This is a genomic window from Saccharopolyspora sp. 6M (assembly GCF_020176775.1).
In the GTDB taxonomy this organism is placed as follows: Bacteria; Actinomycetota; Actinomycetes; order Mycobacteriales; family Pseudonocardiaceae; genus Saccharopolyspora_C; species Saccharopolyspora_C gregorii.
Window position 1 is genome coordinate 1 of sequence record NZ_JAIUJZ010000070.1, and the last position, 14752, is coordinate 14752.

General features: G+C 75.6%; 11 protein-coding genes. 2 read left to right on the top strand and 9 right to left on the bottom strand.

Annotation, left to right across the window (positions count from 1 at the left end):
* The first annotated feature begins 129 nt into the window (after window positions 1-129).
* Window positions 130-636 (top strand): TNT domain-containing protein, encoded by a 507-nt coding sequence (locus tag LCD31_RS11710; RefSeq protein ID WP_224957961.1) that lies wholly within the window; start codon window positions 130-132, stop codon window positions 634-636.
* 84 nt (window positions 637-720) lie between these two features.
* On the opposite strand, the gene LCD31_RS11715 is transcribed toward LCD31_RS11710, so the two are convergent.
* From LCD31_RS11715 to LCD31_RS11725, 3 genes are all read right to left on the bottom strand, one after another.
* Complete coding sequence (locus LCD31_RS11715; protein ID WP_224957944.1) at window positions 721-1320, bottom strand: pentapeptide repeat-containing protein; 600 nt, start codon at window positions 1318-1320, stop codon at window positions 721-723.
* Window positions 1321-1393: 73 nt separating this feature from the next.
* The gene (locus LCD31_RS11720; protein ID WP_224957946.1) at window positions 1394-1597 is read right to left on the bottom strand and encodes a hypothetical protein; all 204 of its coding nucleotides are present in this window, start codon (window positions 1595-1597) and stop codon (window positions 1394-1396) included.
* 130 nt (window positions 1598-1727) lie between these two features.
* The gene (locus LCD31_RS11725; protein WP_224957948.1) at window positions 1728-2189 is read right to left on the bottom strand and encodes a universal stress protein; all 462 of its coding nucleotides are present in this window, start codon (window positions 2187-2189) and stop codon (window positions 1728-1730) included.
* 57 nt (window positions 2190-2246) lie between these two features.
* Here LCD31_RS11725 and LCD31_RS11730 point away from each other — a divergent pair, with 57 nt between their 5' ends.
* Window positions 2247-3548, top strand: coding sequence for an ArgE/DapE family deacylase (locus LCD31_RS11730; protein WP_224957950.1), 1302 nt, complete (start codon window positions 2247-2249; stop codon window positions 3546-3548).
* A gap of 193 nt (window positions 3549-3741) precedes the next feature.
* Here the strand turns inward: LCD31_RS11730 and LCD31_RS11735 are convergent, their stop codons facing one another.
* The 6 genes from LCD31_RS11735 to LCD31_RS11760 form a co-directional block, all read right to left on the bottom strand.
* Window positions 3742-7032 (bottom strand): error-prone DNA polymerase, encoded by a 3291-nt coding sequence (locus LCD31_RS11735; RefSeq protein WP_224957952.1) that lies wholly within the window; start codon window positions 7030-7032, stop codon window positions 3742-3744.
* Complete coding sequence (locus LCD31_RS11740) at window positions 7029-8687, bottom strand: DNA polymerase Y family protein (RefSeq protein WP_224957963.1); 1659 nt, start codon at window positions 8685-8687, stop codon at window positions 7029-7031. The genes LCD31_RS11735 and LCD31_RS11740 overlap by 4 nt, the downstream gene beginning before the upstream one ends.
* Before the next feature lie 61 nt (window positions 8688-8748).
* A complete protein-coding gene (locus LCD31_RS29550) occupies window positions 8749-9855 on the bottom strand; it encodes a hypothetical protein (RefSeq protein WP_308015840.1) in 1107 nt (368 codons plus the stop codon).
* Between the two features lie 610 nt (window positions 9856-10465).
* Window positions 10466-12031 carry a bifunctional phosphoribosylaminoimidazolecarboxamide formyltransferase/IMP cyclohydrolase gene (purH, locus tag LCD31_RS11750; protein ID WP_224957954.1) on the bottom strand — a complete coding sequence of 522 codons (1566 nt, stop codon included), beginning with the start codon at window positions 12029-12031 and terminating at the stop codon, window positions 10466-10468.
* Window positions 12028-12621, bottom strand: a complete 594-nt coding sequence (gene purN / locus LCD31_RS11755; protein ID WP_224957956.1) for a phosphoribosylglycinamide formyltransferase — start codon at window positions 12619-12621, stop codon at window positions 12028-12030. The genes purH and purN overlap by 4 nt, the downstream gene beginning before the upstream one ends.
* A 230-nt stretch (window positions 12622-12851) precedes the next feature.
* Entirely contained in the window at window positions 12852-14483 is a 1632-nt protein-coding gene (locus LCD31_RS11760) for a DUF6350 family protein (protein WP_224957958.1), read from the bottom strand.
* Window positions 14484-14752 lie beyond the last annotated feature (269 nt).

Sequence of the window (14752 nt, forward strand, 5' to 3'; positions counted from 1 at the left end):
CGGCCCCCGCGCGCCCCGCGGCCCGGGGGCCCCCCCGGGGGGCCCCCCCCCCGGGGGGGCCCCCCGGCCCCCCCCGGGCCCCCCCCCCCGGGGGGCGCCCACCGCCGTCCCGGCCCGTCCGGGCCGGGCATGGCCGGACCGCCGCGGCAGGGACCGGGACCGCAGGGCCAGGCCCCGCAGCAGGGCGAACCGCAGGGCCGTCCCGGCGGGCCGATCAAGCGCCCGCCGCAGAACGCCCCCGGTGAGCAGCCGCACCCGTCGCAGCAACAGCAGCAGACGACGGGGAACATCCAGCCGCTGCGCGGCGAACCGCCGTTGACGCTGTACCGGGACCGGCGCAACCTCGTGCTGCAGCCCGGCACCGAGCTGGACCGCTTCGGCGACCCGGCGGGCAACGTCACCTACGCGGCCCACACGCCGTACAACCAGCGGTCGCTGCCGCCGCAGTGGTCCACCCGCGGGTACGCGGCGTTCCGCGTGCAGCGACCCCTGCAGGCGCTGCGCGGCACGGCGGTGCCGTGGTTCGAGCAGCCCGGTGGGGGCACGGCCTACGTGCTGCCCGGCTCGGTCAGCGACCTCGTCGCCGACGGCACCCTCCAGGAGATCGGGGACGCCCAGCGCCCGCCGATGGAATGAGGTTCGGAGCAGGTCCGGAGAACCGGCATCGCCCCTCGCGGGCGGTGCCGGTTCTCCTTTCCCGGGGCGCGGCCCGCGGGTGGGTCAGTCGACGCGGAGGCCCTTCGCGGCGGCGAACGCCAGGGCGGTGTTCACATCCACCCGTGCGCCCGCCAGCACGCTCTGCGCGAGTCCGTCGGCGTCGATGATCGCGCCGCGCAGGTCGGCCTCCTCGAACCGGGTGCCGAGCAGCCGCGCGCCCATCAGGTCGGCCTCCCGCAGGTCGCAGCGGCGCAGGTCGGCTTCGCCGAGGTTCGCCTCCCGGAACCGGACGCCGCGCAGGTCCAGCCCGCGCAGGTCGGCGCGGCCCATCCCCGCCAGGGTCAGGTCCGTCTCCCCCGGCTTCCACTGCCGCAACCGGCAGTCCACGAAGGACGAACCGAGCAGGCTGCACCCCTCCCACCGGGAATCGCGCAGCACCGCCCGGTCGAACCGGCAGGAGCGGAACGCGCACGCCCGGATCCGCGACTCGGCGAGATCGGTGCGGCGGAAGGTGCATTCGGTGAACACGCAGTTCCGCGCGCGCAGCAGACCGAGGTCGGCATCGGTGAAATCGCAGTGCGCGAATTCACGGCCGTCCCATTCCGCACCGGTCAGCACCGCGTCGGAGAAGTCCTCGCCGAGGGTGCGCAGATCCTCTTGCATGCGGCCAGCTTCGCAGAAAGCACCGACGGTCCCGGCCGCGCGTCCGGCTTTCGCGGCGGTGCCGGGCGGCCGCTCAGCTCGGCGGCTGCAACCCCGGCAACCTGCCTGATCCGCCGCAGTGCGGGCAGCTCCGCCATTCGCCCATCGACATGCCCGTCTCGGTCTCCCGGGTGGCCTGGATCGCGTACAACCGCGGTTCGCTCACCTTCCGGAAACCGGCGCAGGTGAAGCACACGGTGTTCGGCCCTTCCTCGAATCCGGGCCCGTCCTCGCTCATGCCCGACATCCTCACACGGATGGACCGGTGATGAGGCCAGTTCAACGCGCTCATCCGCACTTCCGCCATTCGGCGGTATCGGCGCCACGCACAGCGAATTGATCGAACTTTCAATTAATAGTGGGAATGATCAGGGGACCACGACGACCGGCCGCACCGCTTCCACCACCAGCGTCGCGGGCACCGTGCCCAGCAGTCCGCCGCGGCGCCGGGACCGGCCCACCACGATCAGGTCGGCCCGGTACTGCTCGGCGACCTGCTCCAGGCCCACCGCCGGATCACCGCGGTGGTGCACGAAGTCCCAGTCGATGTCGATGTAGCGCAGGTGCGCCACGACCTCCTTCTTCAACTCCTCGACGAGGCTCTCGGCGGCTTCGCTGGCCACCGCCACCCCCATCGGGGACCAGTAGGCGACGCCGCCCACGGCCTCCACGTAGACCAGGACGAGGCGCGCTCGCTCCCGACGGGCCAGTCCCGCCGCCCACGAGGCGGCGTGGAAGCTCGCCGGGCTGCCGTCCATGCCCACGACGATGCCGCCCAGCCCGTCTTTCCCGATCTCGAACTCGCGCTCGATCTTGTCGCCCTCGGCCACGCCGGAATGGTAGTAGCAGCCCTCCAGCGCCCGACGACCATGCGCCACACTCGGGTCGTGACCACCTCGCGCAGCAGCACTGAGCACGGCGAACCCGCCCGCACCGACCTCGAACGGGCCGCGCTGGCGGCCATCGACCTCGACGGGGTGCTGCGGGACCTGCGGGAGCTCGTCGCCATTCCCAGCGTCGGCGGCAGCCGCGGCGAGCAGGACGCGCAGCAGTGGTGCGCCGACCGGCTCCGCGGGCTCGGGCACCGGGTGGACCACTGGCGCATCGACCTCGACGAGCTCGCCGCGCAGCCCGGCTTCCCCGGCCAGGAGGCCGAACGGGACGTGGCGCACGGCTGCGTCGGCGTCCTCGGCGACGGCGAACCGGCGCTGGTGTTCTGCGGCCACACCGACGTGGTGCCGCCCGGCGACCTGGACCGCTGGCCGGACCGCGACCCGTACGCGCTGCGCGTGCACGACGGCGTCGCCGCCGGCCGCGGCACCTGCGACATGAAGGGCGGCATCGCGGCGTTCCTCGGCGCCCTGGAGGCGCTGCGCACCGCGGGCATCCCGCTGCGGCGGCCCGTCGGGGTGCACGCGGTCGTCGGCGAGGAGGACGGCGGGCTCGGCGCGTTCGCGACGTTGCGCCGCGGGCACCGGGCGCAGGCCGTCGTGCTCGCCGAACCCAGCGGTGGCGATGTCGTCGCCGCCAACGGCGGCTCGCTCACCTTCCGGCTGGAAGTGCCCGGGCAGAGCACGCACGGCTCCACCCGGCTGCGCGGGGTGAACGCGGTCGACGGGCTCGCCGGGCTGCTGCCCGCGCTGCGGGAGCTGGAGGCGCGGCGCAACGCCGACCCGGATCCGCTGGTCGCACACCTGGACCTGCCGTACCCGCTGTCGGTCGGCGTGGTGCGCGCCGGGGACTGGGCCAGCACGGTGCCCGACCTCGCCGTCGCCGAAGGCCGGTACGGGGTGCGGCTGGACGAGGACCTCGACACCGCGAAGGCCGAGTTCACCGCCGCCGTCGCCGAAGCCTGCGCCGCCGACCCGTGGCTCGCCGAGCACCCGGTGCGGGTGAGCTGGCCCGGCGGCGTGTTCGCCAGCGGGCGGCTCCCGGCGGGCCACCCGCTGCTGGACGAGACCCGCGGCGCGATCCGCGGCGCGGGCGGCGCGGAACCGCGGGTGCTCGGCGCCCCCTACGGCACCGACCTGCGCCTGTACGCGGCCGCCGGCGTGCCGACGCTGCAGTTCGGCCCCGGCGACATCCGCTACGCGCACGCCCACGACGAGCACGTGCCCCTCGCCGACCTGGAGCAGGCCGTGCGCACCTACGTGCTGCTCGCCCTCCGCCGCTGCGAACCGGCCGGCTGACCATTCCTGTCAGCGGCGAAGCCGCTGAGCCAACGACCACCAAAGCAACCGGACCACCCGCGGGTTCTCAGCGGTTTCCTCGCGAGGACAGCGATTTCCCTCGTGGCGGAGCCACTTGGGAAATCGATCCCGCAGCGAGGGAACCGCTGAGGTTCCGCCACCCCACCCCCTCGCAGCAAAGGGGGAGCAGCAGTCAACAGAAGTCGCGGGATGTCGAGGGAATTCTCATGTCGAGGCGCTGCAAGCGGTCCGCCCGCAGGTTCACCACCCCCTCGGAGCGCTCCACCGTCCCGCGCACCAGCAGCGCCGCGCTGCCCCGCGCCACCGAGCGGTAGCGCGCCCACAGGCCCGGCGAGCACACCACGTTGACCATCCCCGTCTCGTCCTCCAGGTTCAGGAACGTGATGCCGCCCGCCGTCCCCGGGCGCTGCCGGTGCGTCACCGCACCGCCCACCAGCACCCGCGTCCCGTGCGCCACCTCCGCCAGCCCCGCGGCCGGGACCGCTCCCCAACCGTCCAGGCGGGACCGCACGAACTGCACCGGGAAGCTGTCCGGCGACACGCCCGTCGCCCACACGTCCGCCGCGGCCAGCTCCACCCCGTCCATCCCCGGCAGCACCGGCGCCGCCGCCGACACCGTGGTGCCCGGCAACCGGTCCGGCCGGTCCGCCGCCGCGGCGGCCGCGTTCCACAGCGCCTCCCGGCGGGACAGGCCGAAGCAGCCGAACGCGCCCGCCGTCGCCAGCGCCTCCATCTGCGGCGCCGACAGGCCCACCCGCCGCACCACGTCCGGCAGGTCCGCGAACGGGCCGTGCTCGGCCCGCTCCGCCACCAGCCGCTCCGCGACGGCCTCGCCGACGGTGCGCACCGACGCCACGCCCAGCCGCACCGCCTGCCCGCCGTCCGAACGCTCGTCCGGCTCCAGGTCGGCGCGCACCCGGCTCGCGTTCACGTCCGGGCCCAGCACCCGCAGGCCGTGCCTGCGCGCGTCCGCGGCCAGCGACTGCGGCGAGTAGAACCCCATCGGCTGCGCCTTCAGCAGCGCCGCGCAGAACGCCGCCGGGTAGTAGCGCTTGAACCAGGCGCTGGCGAACACCAGCAGCGCGAAGCTCAACGCGTGGCTCTCCGGGAACCCGTAGTTCGAGAACGCCAGCAGCCGCGCGTACACCCGCTCCGCCAGCTCGTCGCCGATGCCGTTCGCCGCCATGCCCGCGAACAACCGGTCCCGCAGCCGCCGCATCCGCGTTCCCGAGCGCTTCGCGCCCATCGCCCGGCGCAGCTCGTCGGCCTCCGCGGGCGACCCCCCCCCCACGTCCACCGCCAGCTGCATCAGCTGCTCCTGGAACAGCGGGACGCCCAGCGTCTTCGCCAGCGCCCCCGCCATCAGCGGGTGCTCGTAGTCCCACTCCTCCAGCCCGTTGCGGCGGCGGATGTACGGGTGCACCGAACCGCCCTGGATGGGGCCGGGGCGGATCAGCGCCACCTCCACCACCAGGTCGTAGAACTCGCGCGGCTTCAACCGCGGCAGCGTCGCCAGCTGCGCGCGACTCTCCACCTGGAACACGCCGATCGCGTCGGCGCGGCGCAGCATCTCGTACACCGCGTCGTCGGCCAGGTCCAGCTCGCCGAGGTCCACCCGGCGGCCGTGGTGCTCGGCGACCAGGTCGATCGCGTAGTGCAGCGCCGAGAGCATGCCCAGCCCCAGCAGGTCGAACTTCACCAGCCCCGCGGCGGCGCAGTCGTCCTTGTCCCACTGCAGCACCGTGCGGCCCGGCATCCGCGCCCACTCCACCGGGCACACCTCGCTCACCGGCCGGTCGCACAGCACCATGCCGCCGGAGTGGATGCCCAGGTGGCGGGGGAAACCGATCAGCTGGTCCGCCAGCTCCCGCACCTGCGCCGGGATCTCCTCGTCCGCGGGCAGCTCGTGCCAGGACTCCACCCGCTTGCTCCACGCGTCCTGCTGGCCCGGCGAGTGGCCGAGCGCCCGCGCCACGTCCCGCACCGCCGACTTCGGGCGGTACGAGATCACGTTCGCCACCTGGGCGGCGTGCGTGCGGCCGTGCAGGCCGTACACGTACTGGATGACCTCCTCGCGGCGGTCCGACTCGATGTCCAGGTCGATGTCCGGCGGGCCGTCCCGCTCCGGGGCGAGGAACCGCTCGAACAGCAGCTCGTAGCGCACCGGGTCCGCGTTCGTGATCCGCAGCGCGAAGCACACCGCCGAGTTCGCCGCCGAACCCCGGCCCTGGCACAGGATGTCCTGCTCCTGGCAGAACCGGACGATGTCGTGCACCACCAGGAAGTAGCCGGGGAAGCCCAGCCGTTCGACCACCGCCAGCTCGTGCTCCAGCTGCCGGTACGCGGCCGGGTTCCGCTCCGGCGGGCCGTAGCGGTCCAGCGCGCCCCGCATCGTCAGCTCCCGCAGGTGCTGGGCCTCCGTGCGGCCCGGCGGCACGTCGAACGGCGGCAGCCGCGGCGCCACCAGCCGCAGGTCGAACGCGCACTCCCGGCCCAGCTCGGCGGCCGCGGCCACCACCCCCGGGTAGCGGGCGAACCGGCGAGCCATCTCCGCGCCGGACCGCAGGTGCGCGCCCGCCGACGGCGGCAGCCAGCCGTCCAGCTCGTCCAGGCTGCCGCGCGCCCGGATCGCCGCCGGCACCGCGGCGAGCCGCTCCCGCTCCGGGGAGGGCAGGTGCGCCGCCGTGGACGCCACCGCCCGCAGCCCGCGGCTGCGCGCCAGCTCGAACAGGGCGTCGTTGCGCACCGAATCCTCCGGCAGCCCGTGGTCGGTGAGCTCCACGGCCACGTTCTCGGCGCCGAACAGCGCCACCAGCCGGTCCAGCTCCGCCGCGGCCGCGGGCGTCCCGCCCTCGGTCCACGCCGCGCGCACCGCGCCCTTGCGGCAGCCGGTCAGCACCAGCCAGTGCCCCGCGGCCTCCGCCGCCAGCTCCGCCAGGTCGTAGTGCGGGCGGCCCTTCTCCCCGCCGCGCAGCTGCGCCGTGGTGATCGCCCGGCACAACCGGCGGTAGCCCTCCGGGCCGCGGGCCAGCACCAGCAGGTGCCGGTCCGGCGGGTCCGGTTCGCCGGTGCGGGCGGAAGCCCGGCCGCCGCCGCTGCCCAGGCCCAGTTCAGCGCCGAAGAGGGTGCGCACGCCGTGCTCGGCGGCGGCCTCCGCGAAGCGCACCACCCCGTACATGCCGTCGTGATCGGTCAGCGCCACCGCTTCCAGGCCGAGACGGGCGGCTTCGGCGACCAGCTCCTCCGGGTGGCCGGCGCCGTCCAGGAAGCTGAAGTGCGAGTGCGCGTGCAGCTCCGCGTAGGGGACTTCGGCCGGCCCGGGTTCGCCGCCGGCCCCGTGGGGCGCGCGGGTCCGCTCGGGGTCGTCGTCGGCGGGATAGCGCTCGTCGCGCGGCGGGGGGCCGGCGCCGGACAGCGCCTTCTCCAGCTCCGACCAGCTCTGCGGCGGGTTGAACCAGCTCATCGGTACACCCCCTGCACCCACCAGGCGGCGTCCTCGTGCACCAGCAGCAAGGCCACTTCGCCCGGGTCGTCCTGGTCTTCCTGGTCGTGCCGGTCGTGCCGGTCGTCCTGGCCGCCGCCGGCCCGGGATTCGTCCGCTCCGGTGTCCGGGGCGAGGACCACCTGCAGCCGCACGATCAGCGGCGCCTCCCGCCTGCCGGGGCCCTGGTCCCACCAGCGTTCCCGCAGCGGCCACGGACCGGCCCAGCCGACGATCTCCCGGCCGCGACCGCGCACCAGCACCCGCCGGGGTGGCGCCGTCAGCTCCGCTCGCGCGGTGAGCCGCACCGGTTCTCCGGACTCGTCGAGCACCGTCGCGGGCCACGGTTCCTCGGGCAGCACCGACGGGGACGGCGCCGGAATCCGCCCCGGCCACGGGCGGTCCGGTTCCAGCCGCGGGTGGCGTTCCGCGCCCCACGGCACCAGCGTCACGCGGTCCCGCGCGTCCCGACCGCCGGAGGGCACGCCCACCAGCACCCGGTCCGGCCCGAGCAGCCCCTGCACGCGCACGAACGCGCGTCCCGCACGGGCGTCGGCGGCACCGGTCGCCGAGCGCACCAGGTCCAGTTGGAGCCCGCCCGCACCCACGACCTCCTCCGGGGACAGCGCCAGCACCGCCACCCCCGAGGTGGGGCGCGGTTCCCGCGACCGGGCGCTGAGCCAGCCGTCGAGCTGCCAGCGCACCCGGTCCACGGTGTCGGCCGGGGTCAGCGGTTCCGCGCACCGCCACACCCGGTGCAGTTCCTCGCCGTGCTCGGTCCGCGCGGCGATGCCCAGCCGCGTGCAGGCGACGCCGCGGTCCGCCAGCAACCGGTGCAGCCGCTCGGCCAGCGCCTTCGCCGCGAACGCCGCCGCGTCCACCCGATCGACCGGCGGGTCCAGCCGTTCGGTGACCGTGAGCTCCGGTTCCGGGCGGCGCCGGTCCGGCGGGCGTTCCTCCTCGCCGCGCGCGGAGCGCTGCGCCAGCAGCGCGTCGGAGCCGAAGCGGGTGGTGACGTCGCCGGGGGGCAGCGCGGCGAACTCGCCGAGCGTGCGGATCCCCAAGCGCCGCAGCAGGTCCACCAGTTCCGCGCGGTTCGCGGTGAGCCGCTGCGCGGGCTGGTCGATCTCGCCGATGCCGAGCGGAGCGAGGAACTCCCGGCTCCCGCCCGGTGGCACCAGCACGCCGCGCCGGGCCGCGAGGACCCCGGCGAACAGGCCGTCGGCCGCGCCCACCTGGCATTCCACCCCGGCCCGCGCGGCGACCTGGTCGACGAGCCGTTCCGCGGCGGTCTCCTCCGCCCCGAAGTAGCGGGCGGGGCCGCGCGCGGGCACCGCCACCAGCCCCGGACGCACGACCTCCACGCCCGGGGTCAACTGCTCGACCGCGGCCACCACCGGTTCGAACAGCCGCGCGTCCCGCGCCGGGTCGTGTTCGGACACCACGAGTTCCGGGCACCGGCCCTGCGCTTCCCGGCGCCGCATCCCGCGCCGGACCCCGGCGTCCCGGGCGGTCGCCGAGCAGGCCAGCACCCGGTTCGCGGTGAACACGGCCGCGGGTGCCAGCGGGTCGAGGTCGTCGGCGCGGGAGGCCGCCACCACCGGCCAGTCCGGGCACCACACCAGGAACCGCCGCACCGCGGAGTCGTGCCCCGCGGCCGGAGCCCCGGCCGACCGGGGTGGAGTGGGGCGGGTGACGTCAGCCGGCACGATCGCCGCTCCGCACCGGGCGCAGCGCGCACCGCGCCGCTGCCCCGCTGGACCCGGCTGCTCCGCTGGACCGCGCTGCTCCGCTGGACCTCACCGCCCCGCTGGCGCAGGCGCTTCCTGGGCCGGTGCCGTGGGGCCCGACATCGTTGGACCTCGCCCCACCGGCGGAATCCGGCACCCCGTCGGAGCCCGCGTTCCGCCCGGAACCGGCTCCTCCGCCCGAACCCGTGGCGGCCGTGGACCTCGCAGCGGGTTCCCACGTCGACGGTCCCGGCCGAGCCGCAGGTTCCCACGGCGCCACCGGTTCCAGCGGCGTCGACGGTTCCGGCCGAGCCGCAGGTCCCGGCCGAGCGGCGGTTTCCAGCGGTGCCACGGGCTCCAACGGCGCGGCGGGCCCCAACGGCGCGGCGGGTTCCCACGGCGCGGGGGACTCCAGCGGTGCCGCTGGCCCGCCGCGTCCCGGCAGCAGCATCCGGCACGAGCGCGGCCGGGAGGCCGCCCCGCGTCCGCCCGCGCGCACGGTGACCTCGCGTTCCCGCAGGTGCCCGTGGCCCTGCCCCACACCGCGCCACCGCGCCTGCCCGCACCGCAACCGCACTTCGGCACCCGGCCAGGCACCGAACGGCAGCAGCACCGCACCGCGGTGCCGGGCCCGGGTGGACAACCGGCGGGCGTCGGCCTCGGTCACCAGTCCCGGGCGGCCGACCACCACCATATCCACCCCGTCCAGCAGGGCCGCGATCACGGCGACCGGGTCGTCCCCCGGGTTCGGCACCAAGGCCAGCCGGGACAACTCCACGCCTGCCTCGGCCGCCGCGGTCAAGCCGATCCCCGGGAGCCCGACGACCGCTGCCCAAGATCCTTCCGCCGTCGCCTCGGACAGCAGGGCGAACAGCAGGGAAGTCGATTCGTGCACCGCCACCGTGCTGCCACGGCGCAGGCCTGGCCATGGCAGCACGGCGGCGAATTCCGCCCGCGCGGGCAGCACCCGTCCCGCAACGGGATCGCCACCCGCCTCGGCGACCGAGGTGGCCACGGACACCCCGTGAGCCGTGGTCACCCCGTCCAACGCCACCAAGGACGTGCTCGCGGACATCCGCTGTCTCCCCACCTCGTTCGCAGGGATGCCCGACCCCGTCTCGGGCACCCACGTCCGCTGTGGGGAGACAGCGGTGAGGACGTGCCGTCTGCACCCGAACGGCACCACCTCGTGGAACGACCGCCCCCCGACGGCGACCGCTCCGGAGTTTCTTTCCGGTAGTTCAGTACTTCCGGCGGTCCCCGTTCCACTGCGGACCGCCGCCGTTGCCGTTGCGTCCCTTCCTCGACATCACCGTCCCGATCACCCTCGTTCCGCGCGCCCCCGCGACGCCCGGAGTCCCCGGTCACCGGTAGGCCCGGGCACCCCGCCCCTGGACCGCACCGCAGGTCGTTCCCGACCCGACCGAAGATCGAACCCTTGTTCGACTGGCTCAAGTAAACCCTGGCCAGGAGCCCGCCGTCAAGGCGTTCACACCAAAGAGCGAACACAAGTTCGATAACCGCAGGTAGGCGCGTCCCGTCCCGAGAAGCCCGCCGGACACCCACATCCTGCCCCCGCCCACCGACAACCCGGCGCGCACGAGAAGAGGGGCGGCGCGGACCCGAAGGCCCGCACCGCCCCTCCCCGGAGCACCACCCCGGCCGACCGGACCGGGCGCAGCAGATCAGTGGGCGAAGTGCCTGGTGCCCGTCAGGTACAGCGGGATCCCCGCCGCCCGGCACACCTCGACCGTCTCCTCGTCCCGCACCGAGCCGCCCGGCTGCACGATCGCCCGCACCCCGGCGTCGACGAGCACCTGCGGTCCGTCGCCGAACGGGAAGAACGCGTCGGAGGCGACCACCGAACCGGAGACCCGCTCCCCGGCCCGCGCCACCGCGAGCCGCGCCGAGTCCACCCGGTTGACCTGGCCCATGCCGACGCCGACCGTGGCGCCGTCGTCGGCCAGCAGGATCGCGTTCGACTTCACCGCGCGGCAGGCGCGCCAGGCGAACCGCAGGTCCGCGAGCGTGGCCTCGTCCGCCGGGTCCCCCACGGCGAGCGTCCAGTTCGCCGGGTCGTCCCCGTCGGCGTCGATCGCGTCGGACTGCTGCACGAGCGTCCCGCCGGAGATGGCCCGCATCTCGACCCGGCCGGAACGCGGCGGCTGCGCGGTGAGCACCCGGACGTTCTTCTTCCGGGCCAGCACCTCGACCGCGCCGTCGGCGTAACCGGGGGCCACCACGACCTCGGTGAACACCTCCGCGATCTGCTCGGCCATCGGCACGGTGACCTCGCGGTTCGCCGCGATGACGCCGCCGAAGGCGCTCACCGGGTCGCACTCGTGGGCCTTGCGGTGCGCGTCGGCGATGCCCTCGGCGACGGCGATGCCGCAGGGGTTGGCGTGCTTGATGATCGCCACGCAGGGCCGGTCGTGGTCGTGGGCGGCGCGCCACGCGGCGTCGGCGTCCACGTAGTTGTTGTACGACATCTCCTTGCCGTGCAGCTGCGCGGCGGCGGCGAGCCCGGTGGCCTCCCCGCCGGAGACGTACAGCGCGGCGGCCTGGTGCGGGTTCTCGCCGTAGCGCAGCGCGGAGCGCCGCTCCCAGGTCTCGCCGAGCCAGCCGGGGAACGCGGCGTCGTCCCCGGTGGGCACCCGGCTCATCCAGCCCGCGACGGCCACGTCGTAGGACGCGGTGTGCCGGAACGCCTCCGCGGCCAGCTCGACGCGCTCGGGCAGCGTGAAGCCACCGGCGCGCACCTGCTCCAGCAGCCACTCGTACTTGCCGGGGTCGACGACGACGGCCACGTTGGCGTGGTTCTTCGCCGAGGCGCGCACCATGGCGGGGCCGCCGATGTCGATCTGCTCGATGACCTCGTCGGGCGCCGCGCCGGAGGCGACGGTGCGCACGAACGGGTACAGGTTGACCACCAGCAGGTCGAACGGCGGGATGTCCAGTTCGGCGAGCTGGTCGGCGTGCTCCGGTCGGCGCAGGTCCGCGAGCAGGCCCGCGTGCACCCGCGGGTGCAGCGTCTTGACCCGGCCGTCGAGGGCCTCCGGGAACCCGGTGAGCTCCTCGACCGGGGTGACCGGCACGCCGGCGTCGGCGAGGGCGCGCGCCGTGCCACCGGTCGAGACGATCTCGACGCCTGCCGCGTGCAGCCCGGTGGCCAGGTCCAGCAGGCCGGACTTGTCGGACACGCCGATCAGCGCCCGGCGCACCGGCCGCCGTTCCTGCGAGTTCTCGGTCACGGGATTTCCACCTTCCGTCCCTGCACGGTCCAGCCGTGCCGCGCGAGCTGTTCCACGGTCTCCACGAGCAGCGACCGCTCGACCGCCTTGATGCGTTCGTGCAGGCTCGCCTCGTCGTCGTCGGGCAGCACCGGCACCGCCTCCTGCGCCAGGATCGGCCCGGTGTCCACCCCGGCGTCGACCACGAACAGCGTGCAGCCGGTGACCCGCACCCCGTGCGCGAGGGCGTCGCGCACCCCGTGCATGCCGGGGAACGCGGGCAGCAGTGCCGGGTGGCTGTTCAAGTAGCGGCCGCCGTAGCGGGCGAGGAAGCGCTCCCCGGCGAGCTTCATGAAACCGGCGGACACCACGAGGTCCGGTTCGTGCTCGGCGCACGCCTCGGTCAGCGCCTCGTCCCAGTCCTGCCGGGTCGCGTGGTCGGCGACGCGGCGCACGAAGGTCGGGATGCCGGCGCGCTCGGCGCGCGCGAGACCTTCGATGCCGGGCCGGTCGGCGCCGACCGCCACGACGCGCACCGGGTAGCCGGGGCGCGCGGTGGCGTCGAGGAGGGCTTGCAGCAGGGTTCCGGAACCGGAGACCAGCACGACCACGCGGGCCGGATCGCCGGGGCGGAACCGCGTCTGCGGTCGCGCGGACGGGTCCGGTTCGGGAGTGCCGGGGGCAGGGTCCGGTCGTGCTGCGGAGGCCGCGTTCGATGCGGGGGTGCTCAGCTCTGACTCCTGACAGTGCCTGGTCACGATCTCACCGAGCAGCGTAGGCGGCGGCCCGGTGCGGGACTCGGCCAGGTCCCGGGCGAGTGGCCCAGCCCTCACCGCACCGGTCAGCGGGAGGCCGGGCCGTCCGCGTCGTCGTCGGCGGTCCGGGACGCATCGTCGCGAGGGCGGGGTTCGGGGACGTCGGCGTCGCCGTGGATGTCGCCGGACCAGGACCGGGCCTGGTCGGGTTCCTCGGCCTCCTGCGCGCGGCGCACGAGGTCGGCCCACTCCGCCTCGTCGAACTCGAACCCGGGGTCTGCGGCGGCCGGGCCGCCGGAGCCGGACTCGTCGGCCGGTTCGCCGGCTTCCTCGTCGAGCTCGTCCGGATCGTCCGGCTCGTCGGCGCCGTCCCATTCGTCGACGCCGTCCCACTCGTCGACCTCCTCGGCCGTGCCGTCCGGATCCTCGTCGTCGAGGTCCACGTCGTCCCCGCCGTCGAGGCCGATGCCGTCCGCACCGCCGAGCTCGGCCCGCTCCTCGTCGTCGGGGTCGGCGGCGCCGTCGAGCTCCGCCGCGAACTCGTCCACCGGCCGCCAGGGCACGGGGAACAGCCACACCGCGGGCAGCGCGGGCACCAGCACCCAGCCGAACGTGACGAGGGCGAGCGCCGGGGAATGCAGCGAGATCGGGTCGAAGGGCCCGCCGCCCGCGCTCCCCCCGGCCAGGGCCGCGACCACCAGCACGCCGAACGACGCGACCGCCGCGGCCACCGCGACCGCCGCCGGGCGCCGCGCCTGGTCCAGCTCCCGGCCGCAGCGCAGACCGACGACCGCGCCCGCGGCCACCGGCAGCACCAGCACCACCGGCCACCACCAGGCTGCGGCGCCGGTCGGCAGCGCCGCCAGCAGCGGCACGTCCGGGACCGCTCCCGGCGCGGTCTCGTAGAACCGCGCGGTCAACCCGCCGACGCTGATCCCCGGACCGGCCGCGAAGGACCACCCGGCGAGCGCCGCGTTCGGCAGGTACAGCAGCGACAGCAGCAGCAGGCCGAACGCGTCACCGGCCGTGCCCGCGCGGCCCAGCACCTCCCCGGCGCGCGCCGCGGACAGGCACAGCGCCACGACCGCCACCAGCGCACCGGCGACGAGCACGCACGCCGACACCAGCAGCGCGCCGCGCAGCCCCGCGCTGATCGTCGGCCCGGCGAGCCGCCGCACCGCGGCCGGGAGCTCCCCGGCGCGGCAGGCCCCGGCCGCCGAACCCGCGGCCGCGACCAGCCCGCAGCGCAGGAAAGCGCCCGGCACCGAGGCGTCGACGGCACCGCTGAGCAGCGCGGCCAGCACGGCGCCGAGCACCGCGTGCCCGGCCGCCACCGCGCCGATCACCCGGACGGCGTCGCGCGCGGTGTCGAAGCCGGTGCGGCGCAGGAAGGCCGCCGTGATCGCGGCGATCAGCAGCCCGAGCGCGGCGGTGGGCAGGAACGGCAGCACCGACAGCGGGGCCCCGAGCACCACCAGGGGCACCTGGTGCGCCACCAGCCAGCCCGGCACGGCCGCGGCCAGCAGGGTGCCGGCGCCGATCTCCGGGCCGCTCGCGGTGCCGGTGGCGAGCGCGAGCAACGTCGCGGACAGCAGGTAGCCGGCGAGCACCGTGGCCGCCGCGACCGCGCCGAGGCGGAGCGCGCCGATCGGTTCGCGGTGCTCGGCGTCGTCTTCGGGCACCAGGTCCGGATCGGACGGCGATTCGATCAGCGGCATGCGGCCGAATCTCGCACCGGCCCCGGCGCTTTCACCCCGTGACGCGCCGCAGCGTCCGCCCATCGAGCGACGACGATCACGCAGAGTTCGTCTCTGTCGGTGTCTCCGGGCTCGTTCTGCGAGGTGGGGCGGGTGGCCGGGCTGCGTGGTCGCCGCTCACGGCTTCACCGCTGGAGAGAAGGCGGAGAACGCGCGAAGGGCGCCGCCGCGGGGGGGGGGGGGCGCCCGCCGGGGGGGGGGGGGGGGGCGTATTGGCGGGGGACCGCAAG

Bases quoted from the DNA above. Each gene is read 5' to 3' on its own strand.
- LCD31_RS11710 (WP_224957961.1), top strand. From the start codon at position 130: ATGGCCGGACCGCCGCGGCAGGGACCGGGACCGCAGGGCCAGGCCCCG.
- LCD31_RS11715 (WP_224957944.1), bottom strand. From the start codon at position 1,320: ATGCAAGAGGATCTGCGCACCCTCGGCGAGGACTTCTCCGACGCGGTG.
- LCD31_RS11720 (WP_224957946.1), bottom strand. From the start codon at position 1,597: ATGAGCGAGGACGGGCCCGGATTCGAGGAAGGGCCGAACACCGTGTGC.
- LCD31_RS11735 (WP_224957952.1), bottom strand. From the start codon at position 7,032: ATGAGCTGGTTCAACCCGCCGCAGAGCTGGTCGGAGCTGGAGAAGGCG.
- LCD31_RS29550 (WP_308015840.1), bottom strand. From the start codon at position 9,855: ATGTCCGCGAGCACGTCCTTGGTGGCGTTGGACGGGGTGACCACGGCT.
- LCD31_RS11760 (WP_224957958.1), bottom strand. From the start codon at position 14,483: ATGCCGCTGATCGAATCGCCGTCCGATCCGGACCTGGTGCCCGAAGAC.